Origin of the sequence: Pseudofrankia inefficax, assembly GCF_000166135.1 — a bacterium.
GTDB classification, from domain to species: Bacteria; Actinomycetota; Actinomycetes; order Frankiales; family Frankiaceae; genus Pseudofrankia; species Pseudofrankia inefficax.
This window is the reverse complement of record NC_014666.1, coordinates 7,419,457-7,437,260: the sequence shown is the minus strand read 5'-3', so window position 1 is coordinate 7,437,260 and position 17,804 is coordinate 7,419,457. Positions and strand designations below refer to the sequence as shown.

Sequence of the window (17,804 nt, the reverse complement as noted above, 5' to 3'; positions counted from 1 at the left end):
ACGCTTGTCCGAGGTGGGCTACCCACCGCCCCGGACGAGCCACGAAGTGGGGGACAGCCAGTACGTACAGGTGACCCGGCTCGGACGGGCCCGCCCCGGGCCCGTGCCAGCACCGGGCTGCCGGGTGTCGGCCCGGCGCGGGCGAGCGCCCGCGCCGCGCGCCAATCACCCGGTCGGTGAACGGGAGGTGGATCGCGTGGACATTGTGGTCAAGGGCCGGCACACGGCGGTTCCGGAACGGTTCCGCAGTCACGTCGAGACCAAGCTCGCGAAGCTTGAGCGCTACGACGGCAAGGTCATCCGGGTCGATGTGGAACTGTCCCGGGAGCCCAACAAGCGCATGGCGGATGTCCGGGAGCGCGTCGAGCTCACGGTCTACACGCGGGGGCCGGTGATCCGCGCCGAGGCGGCCGCGGCCGACCCCTACTCGGCGCTCGACGGCGCTGCCGGCAAGCTGGCCGAACGGCTACGCCGGGCGTCCGAGCGTCGCACCGACCACAAGCACGGCAACAACGGCCACGGGCGCGCCTACGTCGGGCCACCGCCGATCCCGCACGACGATCTCGTCGCCATCCCCTCCAACGGGCGGGTCGACGCCGGCGGCGGGCTACCGTCGCCCGCCCGGACCGCCGAATCCCTGCCGTCCGGCGACGGGACCCGCCCGGCCGGCAACGGCGTACCGAGTCCCGCCGGCAAGGCGCACAGGCAGCCCGGCGTGAAGGAGAACGGCGCGGGCCGCGCGGACGCGTGGGACGAGGACGACCCCACGCCCGACGGGTTCGAGGACCGCTACGACCTGCCGGACCGCTCGCCCATGCTGGTGCGGACGAAGACCCACCGGGCCGAGCCGATGACGCTGGACGACGCGCTGTCGAACATGGAGCTGGTCGGCCACGACTTCTACTTGTTCCAGGACGCCGCCTCCGGGCGCGCCAGCGTCGTCTACCGCCGCCGCGGTTACGACTACGGCGTCATCCACCTGATCGACGCCGACGATCCGGCGCGGGCCTCCGATGAGGACCGTGAACCGGCGGCCGTCCCGAGCTGACCTCGTCAGGGGTCTCCCGGCCTTGGGCGGTCTGGTCTGCCGCTGATGGGCCTGATGTTCGGCGATCTTGGTAGGACCGGGCTGGCCGGCCGGCGCGGGCGGGGCTCTGGTGAGTCGCGCCACGGGTCGGCCGGCCGGTGCGTCCGGCGGTCGTCGCGAACCTGCTGGTCTGGCCCAGGTCGGGCGTGTCTCCGATGACCGCGGCGAAGCCGGGCGATGGGCGCGGAGGCGCCGATAGGGTTTTCCACCGTCTGACGACCGGTTCGCCCGGTCGACGTGGGATCATCTGCGTTGGGTGATGCTGCTGGCGGCATCGGTGGTCCGGCCGGATGGATCCGGCTCTGACCGTCGTGCCGGCTCATGGGCGAACTGCGTCCATGCGCTGGGGATTCCGTGGGGCCCGGACGATTCCGGGGCGGATCCGCTGTCCGTGCCACCGCCCGCCTTGCCGGCAGGGGTCCTAGGGAGGCCAGATGACGGTGGACGAGCAGCGCTCGCCCGAGGCGCCGCGCGCGCCATCGGAGGAGAACCCGATCCGAGTGCTGATCGTCGACGACCACGCGCTGTTCCGCCGCGGGCTCGAGATGGTTCTCGCGCAGGAGCCGGACATCGAGGTCGTCGGGGAGGCCGCGGACGGTTCGGAGGCGGTGACGATGGCCGGTGAGATGGCGCCGGACATCGTTCTGATGGACGTGCGGATGCCGCGGCGCGGGGGGATCGACGCGACGAGCGCCATCAAGGAGGCGGTCCCGAGCGCGAAGATCGTCATGTTGACGATCAGCGACGAGGAGGCCGACCTCTACGACGCCATCAAGGCCGGCGCGATGGGCTACCTGCTCAAGGAGATCTCGATCGACGAGGTCGCCGCCGACATCCGGGCGGTCTACAACGGCCAGAGCCTGATCAGCCCGTCGATGGCGTCCAAGCTGCTCAGCGAGTTCGCGTCGATGATCAAGAACAAGGACGACCGCCCCCAGCTCCCCACGCCACGCCTGACCGACCGGGAGATGGAGGTGCTCCGGCTCGTCGCGAAGGGGCTGAACAACCGCGACATCGCCAAGCAGCTTTTCATCAGCGAGAACACGGTCAAGAACCACATCCGCAACATCCTGGAGAAGCTCCAGCTGCACTCCCGGATGGAAGCCGTCGTCTACGCGGTCCGCGAGAAGCTGCTCGAAATCACCTGAGGCCTTGCGGGCGCGGGCCCGCGCGGGCGGTCAGCGCCGCAGGGTGCCGGTCCAGAACTCGGCGATCTCGCCGGCGCGGGGGTTCAGCAGCGGGCGCGGCTCGGCCGCGACGGTGAACCCGGCCCGGTGCGCGACCGTCCGCGAGGGCTCGTTCCCAACCAGCGCCAGCCATCGGATCGTGGTCAGCTCCAGCGCCCCGAATCCCCACCGGCACAGCGCCCGGACCGCGTTGGTGGTGACACCGCGACCGCGTGCCTCGGCCGCGCACCAGTAGCCGACCTCGGCGGTCCCGCCGGGCGCGACGCCGAGGATCCCGTCGGCATCCCGCATGTCCTGCAGGCTGATGGAGCCGAGCAGGCCGCCGGTGGTGGCGTCCACGACGGCCAGCTGCGCGGCGGTGCCGGTGGCCCAGCCGATCGGCGCGACCCGCTCGACGAACGTGACCGCGTCGGCCTGGGTGTAGGGCGACGGCACCATCGTCCAGCGCTGGATGTCCGGGTCCTGGCAGGCCGCGAACACGTCGGCCGCGTCCTGGGGCCGCCACGGCCGTAGATGCAGTGAGCCCGCGGTGATCTCGACCGGCTCCAGCGCGGGCATGACGCCTCCGATCCGACGACGGTTACCCCTGATGGTGTCAGGTGCCGACCGCCGTGCGCCGGGGGTGGTCCCGGGTGGTGGTGACGGGCCGAAGGCGCCGTCTGGCCGCGCTGTGTCCGCGCGGTCGCGTCAGGTCGGCGCGCAGGTCCAAGCTGGACTACTGAGAAGGGCTAGCATCGTGGTGTTGGCCAGTTCGCCGACATGCCAGCCGGAGGAGCCCCGCTCGTGCTACTTGACAAGGTCCTGCGCGCCGGCGAAGGACGGATCCTGCGCAAGCTCGCCGCGATCGCCGACCAGGTGAACCTCATCGAGGACGACTTCACGGGCCTCTCCGACGCCGAGCTGCGCGGCATGACCGACGAGTTCCGCCAGCGCCTCGCCGACGGTGAGGAGACGCTCGACTCGCTGCTGCCGGAGGCGTTCGCCACCGTGCGCGAGGCGGCCCGGCGCACGCTCGGCCAGCGTCACTACGACGTGCAGATCATGGGTGGCGCCGCGCTGCACCTCGGCAACATCGCCGAGATGAAGACCGGTGAAGGAAAGACCCTGGTCTCCACGCTGCCGGCCTATCTCAACGCGCTCGCCGGCAACGGCGTCCACATCGTCACGGTGAACGACTACCTGGCCCAGCGCGACGCCGAGAACATGGGCCGCGTGCACCGCTTCCTCGGGCTGACGATCGGGGTGATCCACCCGCAGATGCCGCCCGCGGCGCGCCGCCAGCAGTACGCCTGCGACATCACCTACGGCACGAACAACGAGTTCGGCTTCGACTACCTGCGCGACAACATGGCGTGGAGCGGCGAGGAACTCGTCCAGCGCGGCCATTTCTTCGCCGTGGTCGACGAGGTCGACTCGATCCTCATCGACGAGGCCAGGACGCCGCTCATCATCTCCGGCCCGTCCGACCAGCCGACCCGGTGGTACACGGAGTTCTCCCGGATCTCGCCGACGCTCAAGCGCGACGTCGACTACGAGGTCGAGGAGGGCAAGCGCACCGTCGCCATCACCGAGTCCGGTGTCGAGAAGGTCGAGGACCAGCTCGGGATCGAGAACCTCTACGAGTCGGTGAACACCCCGCTCGTCGGCTACCTGAACAACGCCCTGAAGGCGAAGGAGCTGTACAAGCGGGACAAGGACTACATCGTCGTCGACGGCGAGGTCCTGATCGTCGACGAGTTCACCGGCCGCGTGCTGCACGGCCGGCGCTACAGCGAGGGCATGCACCAGGCGATCGAGGCGAAGGAAAACGTCGAGATCAAGCAGGAGAACCAGACCCTCGCCACGATCACGCTGCAGAACTACTTCCGGCTCTACGAGAAGCTGTCCGGAATGACCGGTACGGCCATGACCGAGGCGGCCGAGTTCCACCAGATCTACAAGCTTGGCGTCGTGCCGATCCCGACGAACAAGCCGATGATCCGCGAGGACCAGCCGGACGTCGTCTACAAGACCGAGGTCGCCAAGTTCGACGCGGTCGTCGACGACATCGCCGAGCGCCACGAGAATGGCCAGCCCGTTCTCGTCGGCACCACCAGCGTCGAGAAGTCCGAGTACCTGTCCAAGCAGCTCACCAAGCGCGGCGTGCGCCACGAGGTGCTCAACGCGAAGAACCACGAGCGTGAGGCACTGATCGTCGCCGAGGCCGGCCGGCGCGCCGCCGTCACGGTCGCGACGAACATGGCCGGCCGTGGTACCGACATCATGCTCGGCGGCAACCCCGAGTTCATCGCCCAGGGAGAGCTGCGCGGCCGCGGCCTGTCCCCGCTGGAGACGCCCGAGGAATACGAGGCGGCCTGGCCGGAGGCACTGGAGAAGGCGAAGTCGTCGGTCAAGGCCGAGCACGACGACGTCCTGGAGGCCGGCGGCCTGTACGTGCTGGGTACCGAGCGCCACGAGTCCCGCCGGATCGACAACCAGCTGCGTGGCCGTGCCGGCCGGCAGGGCGACGTCGGCGAGTCCCGGTTCTACCTGTCCCTCGGCGACGACCTGATGCGGCTGTTCAACGCGTCCGCGGTCGAAGGGATCATGGACCGGCTGCAGATCCCCGAGGACGTGCCGATCGAATCAAAGATCGTCACGCGGGCCATCCGGTCCGCGCAGACCCAGGTCGAGAGCCAGAACTTCGAGATCCGCAAGAACGTCCTCAAGTACGACGAGGTCATGAACAAGCAGCGCACCGTGATCTACGAGGAGCGCCGCAAGGTCCTGGAGGGCGCCGACCTGCACGAGCAGGTCCGCCACTTCGTCGACGACACCGTCACCGCCTACGTCGAGGGCGCCACCGCCGAGGGCTTCGCGGAGGACTGGGACCTCGAGACCCTGTGGACCGGCCTCGGCCAGCTCTACCCCGTCGGGGTCGAGGCGCCCGCGACCGACGACCGCGACGGCCTGACCGCCGAGATGCTGGCCGAGGACATCCAGACCGACGCGCAGGACGCCTACGACCGCCGCGAGGCCGAGCTCGGCGAGGGGCCGGACGGCGAGGCCGTGATGCGCGAGCTGGAGCGGCGCGTCGTGCTCGCGGTGCTCGACAAGAAGTGGCGCGAGCACCTCTACGAGATGGACTACCTGCAGGAGGGCATCGGCCTGCGGGCGATGGGGCAGCGTGACCCGCTGGTCGAGTACCAGCGCGAGGGCTACACGATGTTCCAGACCATGATGGACGGGATCAAGGAGGAGTCGGTCCGGCTCCTGTTCAACGTCGAGGTCCAGGTCGCCGGCCGGGACGACGCCGCCGCGGCCCCGGGTCCGTCGTTGCAGGCGCCCGCTCCGCTCGCCCCGCTGAACCCGCCGGCCGAGCAGGCCCCGGCCGCCCCGAACGGGGCCAACGGGTCGCGTACCTCGGGCCGGGGCGGAGCCCGCCGCCCGGCCGGCCCGTCGCCGGCCGCCGCCAGGACCGCGCCGCCGGAGCCGCCGGCCGCTCCTGCCCCGCCACCCGTGTTCGTCAAGGGACTCGAGCCGCATCGCGTGAGCGGGGGCCTGCAGTACTCGGCGCCGTCCGTCGACGGAGGCCAGGATTCGGTGACGTCGTACGACCGGTCCGGCGGTGGGACGGGCGGCAACGCCGAGCGCGGCGGCGGCCCGGCCCGCAACGCGCCGTGCCCGTGCGGTTCCGGCCGCAAGTACAAGCGCTGCCACGGCGACCCCGCCCGGCGGCCCTGACCGCCTGCCCGACACCGGCGTGAGACCCCCGCGGGACGCCTCGCGGGGGTCTCAGCCGATCTGGAGGGCGGTGACCTGCCAACGGCCGTCGGTCGTCTCCATGCGCAGGGCGAGCGCCGCGACCCGGTCGGTCCGGCTGATCACCGCGACGACCTCGGCGACTCCGGCCCTGGGTTCGCTGATCCGGATGCTGCGGACCATGCTTCGCCCGGGGTACTGACCGCCGAACCGTTCCAGTGCGGTCTGGAGCTGCGGCGTCGCCCAGCCAGCCAGGTGGGCGACCGGCCGTACGCCGGCGAGCACCTCGACGATCGCCCGGACGACGATCGTCGCCGCCGGCCCGGGGCTCTCGCGGAATCGGCTGTCGCGAGCCTGCTGCGGGATGCGCGTCGGTGCGCGCCGGGTCGTCGTCATCGTGCGTCCGGAAGACGCGAGGAACGGGGCATCGTCCGTCGTTCGGGGATGGTCGCGCGCAGAGCCGGCGTCGGCGGCTGCCGTCGGTGTCGGCGGCCGGCTGTCGCCGGGCCCCCGACTGCTGTCGGCGAGGCCATGGCTCGGCCCAGTGCCGTGCCGCCCACCGCGGCCGCGCGACGAGCTCGCGGTGCCGGTGCCACGACGGGCCCCTGGCACGACCGTGCGCCTTCCTGCCTGGCCGGCGGCGCGGGGAGGGTCCTCGATCAAGGTCCGGTCCGGGCCCGCCGTCTGATCGCGGGGCCGCGCGGTGTCGGACAGTTCGTCGTCGTAGGGCGGGTCGGTGGCGAACGCCGGCAGGCCCCGCAGCGCGCGGCGAGGCTCGGTCGACCTGGCCGGCCAGCCGGAGCCGGGGGGCGTCGTCATCGCGTGTGGATCTCCTCGGCTGGGCGGGGTCAGGGCCCGGCGGGCGGCCGAAGCCGCTGACCGGGACGGATCAGGTTGGGGTCAGGGCCGATCACGTCCCGATTTGCCGCCCACCATCGCGGCCATTCGGCGGCGATCTGGGCGTCGGTGGCGGCCGGGCCGAGACGGCGGGCCGCGATCTCCCACAGCGAGTCGCCGCGCAGGACGACGACCTCGGCCGCGGCCGTGTCGCCGCCGGCCGGGGCGCCGATGCCGCGCGGTGCCGAGGGGACGGTCGGCTCCGCCGCGGGCGTGCCCACCGGCGCCGACAGGTCTGGCCAGCCAGCGGCCGGACCGGACACCGGTTCCGCCGTGGCCGGCGCTGTCGTCGCGGGCGTGCTGGTGGCGGGCGTGCTGGCGGAGGGCGGAGCGGGGGCGGCGGACGGCCAGTCGATGGTGGTCGACGCCGTGACGGTGGGTGTCCAGGGCGTCGGGCTCGCGGGGGTGGTCGGCGAGATCGTGGTCGAGCTCGGCGGCGCCGTCGGCGACGGCTCGGCCGTCGAGGACGTGGCCGTCGGTGACGAGCCCTCGGCCGTCGCGGAGCTGGCCGAGGTGGGCGACGGGACGCCGGGGTCAGGGGCGCCCGTCTGGAGGGTGGTCGAAGCGGCCGGGCCCGGCGAGGCCTGGCTGGTGAGGGTGAACACGACGGTGGGGATCTCGTCCCGCCCGTCGGCCGAGGGGGCGCCCGTGCCCGCCGCGTCGCCCGCCGGCGCTGTCGTGGCCGCGGCGTCGGCCGAGGCGCTGACAGCCGGCGTCGGTACCGCGGTGACCGCCGGCACGGACGTGACTGGCGCCGCCGTCTGCGCCGGGGGCGCTGTTTGGGCAGGGGGCGCTGTCTGAGTCGGAGGCGGCGCCTGGGTGCGAGAGGCCGACGGCGTGGGTGCTGCCGTCTGGCTCGAAGCGTCCGTCTGTGCCGGAGACGCCGACTGGCTCGGGGGTGCGGTCTCGGCCGGAGAGGCCGACGGCGTGGGAGCTGCGACCTGTGTGGGTGCTGCCGTCTGGCTCGGGGGTGCGGTCTGGGTGGGGGGCGCTGTCTGGGCCGGGGGCGCTGTCTGGATGGGAGGTGCGGTCTGGGCGGCCGGGGCTGGCTGGGCAGGTGCCGGCGGCGGTGGCGGGGCGGCGGGCTGGGTGCGGGCGGGCGGCTGTGCGCGGGGCGCCTGGCTGGCGGGGGGAGGTGCTGGGGCCGGCGGTGGCCTGGTGGCGGCCGTGCCCGTCGGCACCGAAAGGTCGGGCCACGCGGCGGCCGGGGCGGAGCTGCCTGGCGGCGGTGCCAGGTTCGGCCAGGCCCCACCCGATCCGGTGCCGGGCGCGGACAGGTTGGGCCAGGCGTTCGCGGCGGCGACGGTGCCACCATCGGGCACGCTGGCCAGGGCGGGAGTGGCCGCGATCAGTCCGCTCGCGCTGCCCGCGACGAGCGTGAGGCCGAGGCTGAGCTCCAGCGCCCGCCGCAGCGCGCGCGGCAGCATCCAGCCGGCCAGCCGGCCGGCCGTGCGACCGACGGCCCCGGGCAGCGCGGCGAACGAGCCGACCACGACGCCCAGGCACAGCCACAGCAGGCAGCCCCAGGCGGCGGCCGCCACGACCGTGACCAGCGCGTTCTCGGGGGCCGAGAGAAACCAGTCCGGGACGTCGGACACGCTCGCCGGCAGGTCCGCGAGTCCGGGCCCGGCGAGGAGCAGCACGGCCGCGACGCCGCCGGCCACCGCGATCCCGAGGACTGGCCGCAGCGCGCGCTGGATCGATCTCATCTCGCCTCGCTTCCTGCTCAGGAGCTCGACCGGGCCTGGGGTGCGGCCAGCCGGCGCCGCGGCCACCCGCACGCCGCCGTCGGCGCGGGTGACGCCGAGGGTGCCCGCCCGCCGCCCGGTCTCGGCGACCGCGGGGACGACGGCTGGCCACGATGGCCGGGCTGTCGCGTCGTCACCGCCGTCCCCCGCGATCGAATCTTCCGAGAGCGTGCGTTTGCCTCGGTTTGCTTGTGTAACTCCCCGGCGGCTATGTGTCAATCCTGGTCGTCTGCACTGGTATCGGACCGGTGCTTCCGCTCGGGCCGGGTGGGGTGGCATGGTGGTGCGGCCTCCGGGCCGCTCGGATGGTCGGGCCGCTCGGATGGTCGGGCGTCGGCGCCCGGCCGGGTGACCGCGGCGCCGGCGGCTCTCGTACTGGCGGAACCCTTGGTACGCGACGGGTCGCAGAGTCGGGACGGCCGAGCGGACCGGGAGGTTGCGCGCCTGGCGATACCCGGGCGAGCCGGGACGGCCGCGCGGCAACCACCCCCTGACGGAGGAAACGGGAGGCAGCGTGCGCTGGGAGGCGTTGTTCGCGGATCTTGACGCGCAGTGGGAGGCGCTGGAGGCCGCGGAGCTTGCCGTCGAGGTCGCGGACCGTGGCCGGCGGGAGGCTGGGTTCCTCCGGCTGATCGACCGGCTGCGCCCGGCGGTCGGCCACCAGGTGCGGGTCGAGGTCGGTGGCCTTCCGTCGGCCGAGCGCGGCGTTCTCGTCGGCCGGCTGACGGCGCTCGGGGTCGACTGGCTACTCGTCGAGGACCAGCGGAGGGCCGAGACGCTGGTCCCGCTGCGGTCGGTGCTGGTGGTTCGCGGGCTGAGCGGGGACGCGGCGCATCCTGGCCACGAGGGCCGGGTGGGTGCCCGACTGGACCTGCGCTATGTGCTCCGCCAGGTCGCGCGGGACCGGTCGGAGTGCCGGATCGCGCTCGCCGACGGCCGGATCGTCAACGGCACCGTGGACCGCGTCGGCGCCGACTTCCTTGACGTCGCCGAACACACGCCCGGCGAGTTCCGCCGGCCACGGGACGTCGAGGCCTGCGTGATCCCGCTCGCCGCGATCGCCTTCCTGCGCCGCATCGCCTGAGGCCACCCAGCCCCGCCGTCTGGATCGCGGTCCACCGCGCCGGTCGTGATCGCCGTTTGAGCCCTGGGGCGGTCGCGGAAACCCCCCATCACGACCGTCCCAGGGCCAAAACCACGATCAAGACCACACGAGAGCACCGACCCAGTCCTAGTCCTCGGGGACGGCCTCGTGGCGGCTGAGCGGGTTGGCCAGGACGAACGCCCGCGTCTGCTCGTAGGCGCGCTGGATGTAGGCCTCCAGCTCGGTCCGCTCGACCCGCCACTGGCCTCGTCCGCCGATCTTGATCGCCGGCAGCTCGCCGCTGCGGACCAGGGCGTACGTCTGCGACGCCGAGATGTTCAGAATCTCCGCCACGTCGCTGAGCTGCAGAAATCGGTCGTTCATCTGGCTGCCCCCTGGCGCCGGTCGGCCTCCGGGGCGTCCGGTCGCGGCTCAGCTCGGGGTGTTCCCGCGACCGGCTGTGCTGCTCCTCGGAGGTCGGAGGTGGGCGGATGGCCTAGGAACTGTGTACCAGTTTCTCGCCGGAGAACGCGTTCGGATGCTTTCGGTTGTGGATAACTGACTCTGCTGGCTGTCGATCGTGGTGTGAAGACGTCGGCTTGGCCGCGGAGCGTCTATCGGCTTGGTCCCTTCGTCACCACGTGAGCTGACGAACGAGAAGCCGCTGGGCCGGGCGAGCCAACGTCCAGGGCGCGTCAAGCGTCCAACCAGGCATCCGGCCCGGGATCCGATGGATCGCCTTTGGCAGCGATTGACGCGGTGGCACGATGTGGTCTCGGGTCACGTACGTTGTGCGACGGTGTGTTCGTGTCTGTGTCGTTTGCTGAGCGCACAGCGTGAACATCGCAAGGATGAGGAGATCACCGGTGACCGACCTGGCGCCCGCGCTTGGCCCAGGGTCCCTGCCGGGTGGGCGCGGTCCCTCCGGAAGGTCAGCGGACCCGATCGTCCCGCCGTCCCCGCCAGCTCGCCGGCTCGGCCGCCGCGGCTGGCGGGACGGTCGGCTGATCTTCGGCATTCTGATCGTGCTGGTCTCGGTGGTGCTGGGAGCCCGGCTGTTCGCGACCGCGGACCGGACGTCCGCCTGGGTGGCGGCGAAGGCCGACCTGCCCGCCGGGCACGTTGTCAGCGCCGGCGATCTGGTCACCGTGCGTGCCCAGCTGTCCGACGCGACCGCGGGGCGCTACTACCCGGGCCGGCGGCTGAAGGAGGTCGTCGGCGGCACGCTCGCGCGCCCGGTCGGCGCCGGCGACCTGATCAGCGGGTCCGACTTCGCGGGGCCCGACACCGCGGCCACCCGGCTCGTCCCGATCGTCGTCCAGGCCGGCCGCCTGCCCGACCTGGCCCCGGGCGACCACGTCGACGTCTACGTCTTCCAGGCCTCCGGGGCCGTCGGTGCCGGCGACGCGAGCAGCGGGACCGGCGGTTCCGGTGGCACGGGCAACGCGACGGGCCAGTCGACCGCGACGGGCCAGTCGACCGGCGTGGGTACTCCGGCGGTCGGCGGTGCCGGCGCCGAGGTACTGGTTCTTCACGACGTTGAGTTCCTCGGCCAGCAGCGGATCGCCAGCGGCGATCGGTCGCTGACGCTGCGGGTGCCGGTCGACGCGGCGATCCGCGCGGTCGCCGCGTCGCAGAGCGGCCGGGTCGACGTCGTGAAGCTGGTCCGTGACGGGCAGGGCCAGGTAGGTGCCACCGGACCGACGGCCGCGCCGGGGTACGGCCGGTGAGCCTGCCGATCCTGACCGCCGTCACCGACGCCGTCGTCGAGGCCGGGCTGGTCTCGGCGTTCGACCGCACCGATCTCGGCGTCACCGTCGTGCGCCGCTGCGTCGACCTGCCGGACCTGCTCGCGGCCGCGACGACCGGCGCGGCCCGGGCGGCGCTGCTGTCCGCCGACCTGCGCCGGCTCGACCGAGAGGCGCTGACCCGGCTCGCGTTGGCGAACGTCGCGGTCGTCGGGCTGATCGCGCCGGGAGACGAGGACGGTGACCGCCGGCTGCGCCAGCTCGGGGTCGTCGCGGTGATCACGACGGACGCCACCGCCGACGAGGTCGCCGGCGCGGTCGTCGAGGCGGCGAAGGCGCTGACGGGCCGGCCGGCGATCGGCCCGGTCTCGATCAGCCGCGGGTACAGCGATCCGATCGCCGGCTACGGCACCAGGCAGCCGCCGCTGCTCGGCGACCCCGCGCTCGGCGACGCGCAGGCCCGCCTCGACGAGACCGACCCGGCCCCTTTCGAAGCGGGCCGGGTCGTCGCGGTCTGGGGTCCGACCGGCGCGCCCGGGCGGACGACCCTGGCGCTGGGTCTGGCCGCCGAGCTCGCGGACCTCGGCGCCGCCACCCTGTTGGTCGACGCCGACTCCTATGGAGGCTCGATCGGCCAGCTCGTCGGCCTGTTGGAGGAGGCGCCGGGGCTCGCCGCCGCCACCCGTGCCGCCAACCAGGGGATGCTCGACGTGCCGCGGCTGGCCGTGCTGTGCCGGGACCTGGGCGGCGGGCTGCGGGTGCTGCCGGGGATCGCCCGGCCGTCGCGCTGGCCCGAGCTGCGGCCGAGCGCGCTGGAGAACGTGCTCGACCTCGCCAGGCGGCTGGCCCAGTTCGTCATCGTCGACTGCGGCTTCTGCCTGGAGGCCGACGAGGAGCTGAGCTACGACAGCTCGGCGCCCCGGCGCAACGGCGCGACCCACGCCGTGCTGGCCGCGGCCGACACCGTGATCGCCGTCAGCTCCGCCGAACCGGTCGCGCTCGTGCGCTTTGTGCGCGGGCTCGCCGACCTGCGCGAGCTGGTGCCGGGGGTCGAGCCGCTGGTCGTCGTCAACCGGCTGCGTGCCTCGGTCGCGGGCGGCGATCCGCGCCGCGAGATCAGCCGGGCGTTGAACCGGCACACCGGCACCGAGCCGATCGCGCTGGTGCCCTACGACCTGGCCGCCTTCGATTCCGCCCAGGCCGCCGGCCAGCTGCTGCGCGACATCGCCCCGACCTCACCCGCGCGGGTGGCGATCCGTGACCTGGCGTCGCGGCTCGCCGGCCGCGTCCCACGCGGCCAGCGCCGCCGCCTCAACGCCCGCCGCTGAGACGGCACGCGGCGCCACGGGCCGGGCGCTGGTGACGGCGAGGCTGGTCCGGCCCGGCCGGCGAGTCGACGCCTGGCTAGCCGGCGAGATCTGGCTCCTCCCGGACGACCGGGCCGTGAGCCGGCGACACCCCACTTGGCCGGGTGATCGGCCTGGTCGGGATGGTCGAGGGCGTCGGCATGGGCCGGGTCCCGGTCTGCGGCGTCGCGGCGCCGGCGCCCGAGACCGGCCGGGCCGTCCGCGGCAGCGTCGGGGCTGGCGTCCGCGTCGGGGCTGGCGTCCGCGTCGTCGCCGGCACGGTCGTCCTGGCCTGCGGCCTCGGCCGGCTGGGCAGGTCGGCGAGGGCCGCCGCCGAGGTGCGCAGCGACGTCTCGAAGACGGCGGTCCGCCGGGCCAGATCCATCACGTTGCCGCCCATCGCGACCAGGTCGGCCGGCCCGGGGCACAACACGCGGACCCGGGCGCCGGTCGCCTCCGCCAGCGTGATCTCCGCGGCCAGCCGACGGGTCGCCGCCCGGCGCAGCTGCCGTTCGAGCACGGCGACCGGGCGGTGCGGGCGGTCGTAGTCGAAGGCGCAGGCCGGCGCCAGCACGAGGATCTCGTCGAGGCCGGCGTCCACGCAGAGGTCGAGCGACGTCGGCGAGCGGGTGCCGCCGTCCACGAACCGGCGCCCGTCCACCAGGACCGGGGCGTACCAGCCCGGGATCGCGCAGGAGGCCATCACCGCCTGCGCGAGCGGCGCCGTCGGTGCGTCGTCCGCGCCGAAGAGCACCCGGTGGCCGGAGTCGAAGTCCATCGCGACGATGCGCAGCCGGGCCGGCCAGCGGTCCGGGTCGACCGGCCGCGCGGCCGCGGCCTGGCCGACGAGGTCGCCGACGGCGGCGAGCGTGCCGCGGCCCTGCGGCAGCAGGGCCGCGAGCGCCACCATCGGCGTCAGCCGGTGCGGGTGCAGCACCCCGGTGGTCAACAGCCGCGGCGAGCCCATCCGCATCCGAGGGGGCGGCGGCAGCGACGGCCCCAGCTCGCGGTAGTCCAGCACCGGCGCGCCCGGGGCGTACTGGCCCCGTTCCGAGTCGGCCATGGTGTCGATCTCGACGTCCACACTGAGCAACGCCGAGACCACCGAGCCCGCCGACGTGCCGACGATCAGGTCGAACGACCGGACGTCGTCGCCGGTCCGCTCCTGATACGTCCGCAACGCGCCGATCATCCAGGCTGAGCCGAGGATCCCGCCGGCGCCGAGGACCAGGCCCCGGCGCGGCGTCCGTCGGCGGGCCAGGGTTTGTTTACGTGTCATCGTCGCCACCACCTCCCAGCGCGGCCGGCCGCGCCTTCCTGGGCGCGGTGGCCACGCGGGTCCGGTCACGGTCCGCACTGACCGCCGTCGAGCCGTCGGCGGCCGGGTGCGCTCGACGCGACTGGCGTCGAGCGCACCCGGCGGCCTGGGTTCCGCGTCGCCTGGGCGGAGCTAGTCGAGGTCCTCGGGCTCCTCCGGCTCCGGCAGGCTGGTCTCCAGCACGCCCCAGGCCCGCAGCCGGTCGGCGAACTCCTGAGGTGTCGTGTCGTGGAGCAGGGCGAGCGCCCGCAGGTCACCGTCTCGGATCGAGAGCACATGGCCGGCGTAGTCGTCGCGCTGCCGCTGGATCTGCGCCACCCACCGGCGAACCAGCGCCGAGGTGTCGGGCGGAGCCTGGGCGAGCTTCTCAAGGTTCAACACCGTGCGCGGGCGGCGCTCACGCGGCGGCATCTGGTCCTCGTTCGGCAGCAGTGCCGAGACGGGGACACCGTAGAAGCCGGCCAGCTCGGAGAGCTGATGAACACTGATCATGCGGTCGCCGCGCTCGTACGAGCCAACCGCGGCGGTCTTCCACCGACCGCGGGACTTCTGCTCGACACCCTGCAGCGAAAGTCCTTGCTGAATCCGGATCGCCCGTAGGCGAGACCCCACGGCCTTCGCGTACTCCCGGCTCACCCGACTCACCCCCAGCCTCGAACGAGCTCCCGAACGACAGGTCTCGACGTCCGGGCCCGCGGTGGCGCCCCGCCGTGACGGCCTGGCGACCCAGCTTTGGACCGCCACCCGTGACAACGGATTAACACCGTAGAAAGAGTCCGTTTACCGAACTATGTGTGGTGACGTGCGCCCGACACCGAAGGTTCGCCCGACGCCGGGCCTGCCGTCCAAGGAGAGGCGTCGTTCGCTACGTACTGTCATCGCGCTGACCCCCCTCCGCGATGTGCGATCGGGCTGGCGACCAGACCTGCCGCCGTCACTGGTGGTGTCGATGCCCGCGAATCGCTCCGCGTAACCAAGTCCGTCACAGTGAGCTATCAATCGAGGGGGTGCCGCGCGGCGACGGCCGGTGTCAGGGGCACACTGGCTACGTGCGCGTCTACCTTCCGTCAACGTTGACGGCCGCGCGGACGGTGCTCGCCGACCGCTCGGTACCCGCCGGACTCGCGTTCGGGGTGACCCCGGCGGTCCGGGAGTGGTACGCCCAGTCGGACACCGAGGAGATGGAGTACGCCGCGCTGCTCGCCGCCGCGCGGGCCTGTCTCCGGCTGCTGGACGCCGACGCCACCGCGCCCAGGCGCCGGGTGGTCTTCGCCGCCGACGTCGACGACGCGGCCATCCGGGTCCGCGACGACCTGGACCGTGGCGTGGTCGAGGTGACAGTCCCGGTGCCGCTGACGGCGGTGCAGGCGATCCACGTCGACGACACCGCCGCCGAGGCCGCGGTGGCGGCCGCCGCGGACGCGGTGATCGAGTCGGACCTCGGTGGCGAGGACGCGTCGTTCGTTGTCGACGGCGCCGAGGGCTACGAGCTGCTCTGGTTCGCGACCCAGGAACTGCCCGACCTCGTCTGACCCGGGTGCCTCGCGCCCTGAGTGATTCGTAGTTTTGGCTTTATTGGCCTTGATCCCGGGGCGGAGTTCGGTCGCGCCCGAAGGTGCCTGTGACCTGCCCGGACAGGGGCGCGCCGACCCGCCCGGTGCGCCGCTGACGGCCGGTGCGGGACAGCGGTGTCCGGTGTGTGTCGTTCGGCGAGTCGCTGTCCGCTGTGTCTGGTGCGGCGCGCTATTGTCCCGTGTCAGATGGGCATCTAGCCGGACAACGAGGACCCGCGTGGTCGCGGCTGACGCGCGTCGCCAACCTCCAATCACCAGCAGGTCGCTACGGCACTCCAACCGTGGCGCCCGGCGGTGTGCTGCCGTTCCCGCCGCTCGACCGTCTTGTGCTCGATCTGACTGCTGTCCGCGTTCGACCGCCCACGCCCGGAGCCCGGCGCGGGAGGGAGGCTGGTTTCCCGTGCTGTACCTCTTCGGGCAGGTCCTGGTGTTCGTGCTGATCGCGCTCGTGCTGGGCGCCGCACTCGCCTGGATCTTCCTGATCCGCCCGCTGCGCCGGCAGCGCGCGTCGTCCGCCACGGCGGGCGCCGAGGACCGACCTGGCCCGGCCGCGGCTGCCTCCGACGGTGATCGGGCGGACGGGCGGGCCCGGAGCGGGCTCGCGGAACTGGATGAGGACCGCCTTGCCGCGCTGACGGACTGGCTGCGCCGGCAGGAGGAGCGCAGCGCGGTGGAGAACGCGGAGCTGGTGACCCGGCTCGCCGCGGCCGAGCAGCAGGTCGGGGAGTCGGAGAGCCGAGTGAGCGCGGCCGAGCGCCAGGTCGCGACGGCGGTCGAGCAGGTCGACGCGGCGCAGGCGCGGATGGCCCAGATCGAGGCCGAGCTGCGCGGCGAGGCCGCCGACGAGCAGAGCCGGGAGACCCGCCGGCTGCAGACCGCGCTGGCCGAGGCGGAGGCGCGGGCCGCCCGGTTCTCGGCTCGGCTGGCGATCGTGCGCACCGAGGTGGAGGAAGCCGCGCACCAGGCCGCGGCCGTCACGGAGCGGCTGGATCGCCGGCAGGCGGAATGGGCCGCCGAGCGTGCCGGCCTGCTGGTCCGGATCGCCGAGGCCGAGTCGATCGCCGAGGCGTGGGCCGCGAGCCGTGCGCACGGTGACCTCGACGCCGCGTCCGTCGATGCCCCAGCGGGTTCCGCTCCGGCCGACGAGCCCGTGGCCAGGACGGTCGACGGGGCTGCCGGCCGGACCGACGTCGCCGAGGTCGCCGCGGTGGACAGCGTCGATGTCGCGGACCGTACCGACCTGGTGGATGGCGCTGATCTGTTCGCCCCGACCACCGGTCGGGTGGTGGCCCTCGGTGGCACCCGGGTCCCGGGCCGCTCGACGGGCGCGGCGCGCACGGTGCCCGCCCGGCAGCGCACCGCCCTGGCCGCCCTGGTGCCGGCCGGCAGTGCCGCGGGCCCGGCCGACGGTGGCCCGAACGGGACCGAGCCGCCCGCCGTCGACACCGCGGCGCTGGACGCGGTCGTCCAGGAGATCCTGGACGCCGACGCCCGCACGGTTCCCGGGCCTGACCGGGAGGTGCTCGCGCCTACGCCTGCCGCCGAGCCGGTGCTCGTGCCCGAGCCGGTGCCTGCCGAGGCCGGCGCGTCCAAGCCCGACGAGCTTGGCCCCGAGCCCGTCGTGCCCGAGCCCGTCGTGTCCGAGCCGGTCGTCTCTCAGGTCGTCGTGTCTGACGACGTCGAGCCCGAGCCTGTGCCTGAGGCCGTCGTTTTCGAGCCGGAGGCGGCCGAGCCCGAGGTCGTCGTGCCTGAGGCCGTCGTGGCTGAGCCTGTCGCCGACGACGTTGACGAGCCGGTGCCGCCGTCCTGGGGTGGGCCCGCCGAGCCGGTGCCCTCGACCGACAACCTCAAGGAGATTGTCGGCATCGGCCCGGTGATCGAGGCGCGGCTGCGCACACTCGGCATCACCTCGTTCAGCCAGTTGGCGGCGATGGGAGACACCGACGTCGACCGGCTCTCGGCCAGGCTTGACGGGTTCGGCAGCCGCATCCTCTCCGACGACTGGGTCGGCCAGGCCCGCGAGCTCCAGTCCCGCGGTCTTGAAGACCTGAGCTACTGACGCCACGCCCCGTGG

General features: G+C 73.5%; 14 protein-coding genes. 8 read left to right on the top strand and 6 right to left on the bottom strand.

The genetic code is table 11. The features are described from left to right. Positions 1 to 196 precede the first annotated feature (196 nt). Together hpf and FRAEUI1C_RS30030 are read left to right on the top strand one after the other, a co-directional pair. Entirely contained in the window at positions 197 to 1,048 is an 852-nt protein-coding gene (hpf, locus tag FRAEUI1C_RS30035) for a ribosome hibernation-promoting factor, HPF/YfiA family (protein WP_013427147.1), read from the top strand. Between the two features lie 473 nt (positions 1,049 to 1,521). Further along, positions 1,522 to 2,235: a response regulator gene (locus FRAEUI1C_RS30030; protein ID WP_013427146.1), complete on the top strand. Its 714-nt coding sequence runs from the start codon at positions 1,522 to 1,524 to the stop codon at positions 2,233 to 2,235. A 30-nt stretch (positions 2,236 to 2,265) separates the two neighbouring features. On the opposite strand, the gene FRAEUI1C_RS30025 is transcribed toward FRAEUI1C_RS30030, so the two are convergent. Further along, entirely contained in the window at positions 2,266 to 2,832 is a 567-nt protein-coding gene (locus tag FRAEUI1C_RS30025) for a GNAT family N-acetyltransferase (protein ID WP_013427145.1), read from the bottom strand. Positions 2,833 to 3,057: 225 nt separating this feature from the next. Between FRAEUI1C_RS30025 and secA the strand changes: the two genes are divergently transcribed. After that, positions 3,058 to 5,997, top strand: coding sequence for a preprotein translocase subunit SecA (gene secA, locus FRAEUI1C_RS30020; RefSeq protein ID WP_013427144.1), 2,940 nt, complete (start codon positions 3,058 to 3,060; stop codon positions 5,995 to 5,997). 51 nt (positions 5,998 to 6,048) lie between these two features. Here the strand turns inward: secA and FRAEUI1C_RS36805 are convergent, their stop codons facing one another. Both FRAEUI1C_RS36805 and FRAEUI1C_RS30010 read right to left on the bottom strand, forming a co-directional pair. Then, entirely contained in the window at positions 6,049 to 6,834 is a 786-nt protein-coding gene (locus tag FRAEUI1C_RS36805) for an Rv3235 family protein (RefSeq protein ID WP_013427143.1), read from the bottom strand. Positions 6,835 to 6,863: 29 nt separating this feature from the next. Then, entirely contained in the window at positions 6,864 to 8,621 is a 1,758-nt protein-coding gene (locus FRAEUI1C_RS30010) for a hypothetical protein (RefSeq protein ID WP_157735093.1), read from the bottom strand. A 553-nt stretch (positions 8,622 to 9,174) separates the two neighbouring features. Here FRAEUI1C_RS30010 and FRAEUI1C_RS30005 point away from each other — a divergent pair. Further along, entirely contained in the window at positions 9,175 to 9,744 is a 570-nt protein-coding gene (locus FRAEUI1C_RS30005; protein ID WP_013427141.1) for a hypothetical protein, read from the top strand. 147 nt (positions 9,745 to 9,891) lie between these two features. Here the strand turns inward: FRAEUI1C_RS30005 and FRAEUI1C_RS30000 are convergent, their stop codons facing one another. Next, positions 9,892 to 10,128 carry a helix-turn-helix domain-containing protein gene (locus tag FRAEUI1C_RS30000; protein ID WP_013427140.1) on the bottom strand — a complete coding sequence of 79 codons (237 nt, stop codon included), beginning with the start codon at positions 10,126 to 10,128 and terminating at the stop codon, positions 9,892 to 9,894. A gap of 482 nt (positions 10,129 to 10,610) precedes the next feature. Here FRAEUI1C_RS30000 and FRAEUI1C_RS29995 point away from each other — a divergent pair, with 482 nt between their 5' ends. Continuing rightward, positions 10,611 to 11,474, top strand: coding sequence for an SAF domain-containing protein (locus FRAEUI1C_RS29995; RefSeq protein ID WP_013427139.1), 864 nt, complete (start codon positions 10,611 to 10,613; stop codon positions 11,472 to 11,474). Then, positions 11,471 to 12,820, top strand: a complete 1,350-nt coding sequence (locus tag FRAEUI1C_RS29990; RefSeq protein ID WP_013427138.1) for a CpaE/TadZ family protein — start codon at positions 11,471 to 11,473, stop codon at positions 12,818 to 12,820. The genes FRAEUI1C_RS29995 and FRAEUI1C_RS29990 overlap by 4 nt, the downstream gene beginning before the upstream one ends. Before the next feature lie 76 nt (positions 12,821 to 12,896). Here the strand turns inward: FRAEUI1C_RS29990 and FRAEUI1C_RS29985 are convergent, their stop codons facing one another. Then, on the bottom strand, positions 12,897 to 14,117 hold the full coding sequence (locus tag FRAEUI1C_RS29985; RefSeq protein WP_013427137.1) for a patatin-like phospholipase family protein: 1,221 nt from the start codon (positions 14,115 to 14,117) through the stop codon (positions 12,897 to 12,899). Positions 14,118 to 14,288: 171 nt separating this feature from the next. Continuing rightward, entirely contained in the window at positions 14,289 to 14,792 is a 504-nt protein-coding gene (locus tag FRAEUI1C_RS29980; protein ID WP_041259740.1) for a transcriptional regulator, read from the bottom strand. A 413-nt stretch (positions 14,793 to 15,205) separates the two neighbouring features. Here FRAEUI1C_RS29980 and FRAEUI1C_RS29975 point away from each other — a divergent pair, with 413 nt between their 5' ends. Together FRAEUI1C_RS29975 and FRAEUI1C_RS29970 are read left to right on the top strand one after the other, a co-directional pair. After that, a complete protein-coding gene (locus FRAEUI1C_RS29975; protein ID WP_013427135.1) occupies positions 15,206 to 15,688 on the top strand; it encodes a DUF6912 family protein in 483 nt (160 codons plus the stop codon). Positions 15,689 to 16,130: 442 nt separating this feature from the next. Then, positions 16,131 to 17,789: a helix-hairpin-helix domain-containing protein gene (locus tag FRAEUI1C_RS29970; protein WP_013427134.1), complete on the top strand. Its 1,659-nt coding sequence runs from the start codon at positions 16,131 to 16,133 to the stop codon at positions 17,787 to 17,789. Positions 17,790 to 17,804 lie beyond the last annotated feature (15 nt).

Excerpts from the sequence above, each read along its gene's own strand:
- FRAEUI1C_RS29985 (WP_013427137.1), bottom strand. The coding sequence starts at position 14,117 with ATGACACGTAAACAAACCCTGGCCCGCCGACGGACGCCGCGCCGGGGC.
- FRAEUI1C_RS30030 (WP_013427146.1), top strand. The coding sequence starts at position 1,522 with ATGACGGTGGACGAGCAGCGCTCGCCCGAGGCGCCGCGCGCGCCATCG.
- FRAEUI1C_RS30000 (WP_013427140.1), bottom strand. The coding sequence starts at position 10,128 with ATGAACGACCGATTTCTGCAGCTCAGCGACGTGGCGGAGATTCTGAAC.
- FRAEUI1C_RS30010 (WP_157735093.1), bottom strand. The coding sequence starts at position 8,621 with ATGAGATCGATCCAGCGCGCGCTGCGGCCAGTCCTCGGGATCGCGGTG.
- FRAEUI1C_RS30025 (WP_013427145.1), bottom strand. The coding sequence starts at position 2,832 with ATGCCCGCGCTGGAGCCGGTCGAGATCACCGCGGGCTCACTGCATCTA.
- FRAEUI1C_RS36805 (WP_013427143.1), bottom strand. The coding sequence starts at position 6,834 with ATGACGACGCCCCCCGGCTCCGGCTGGCCGGCCAGGTCGACCGAGCCT.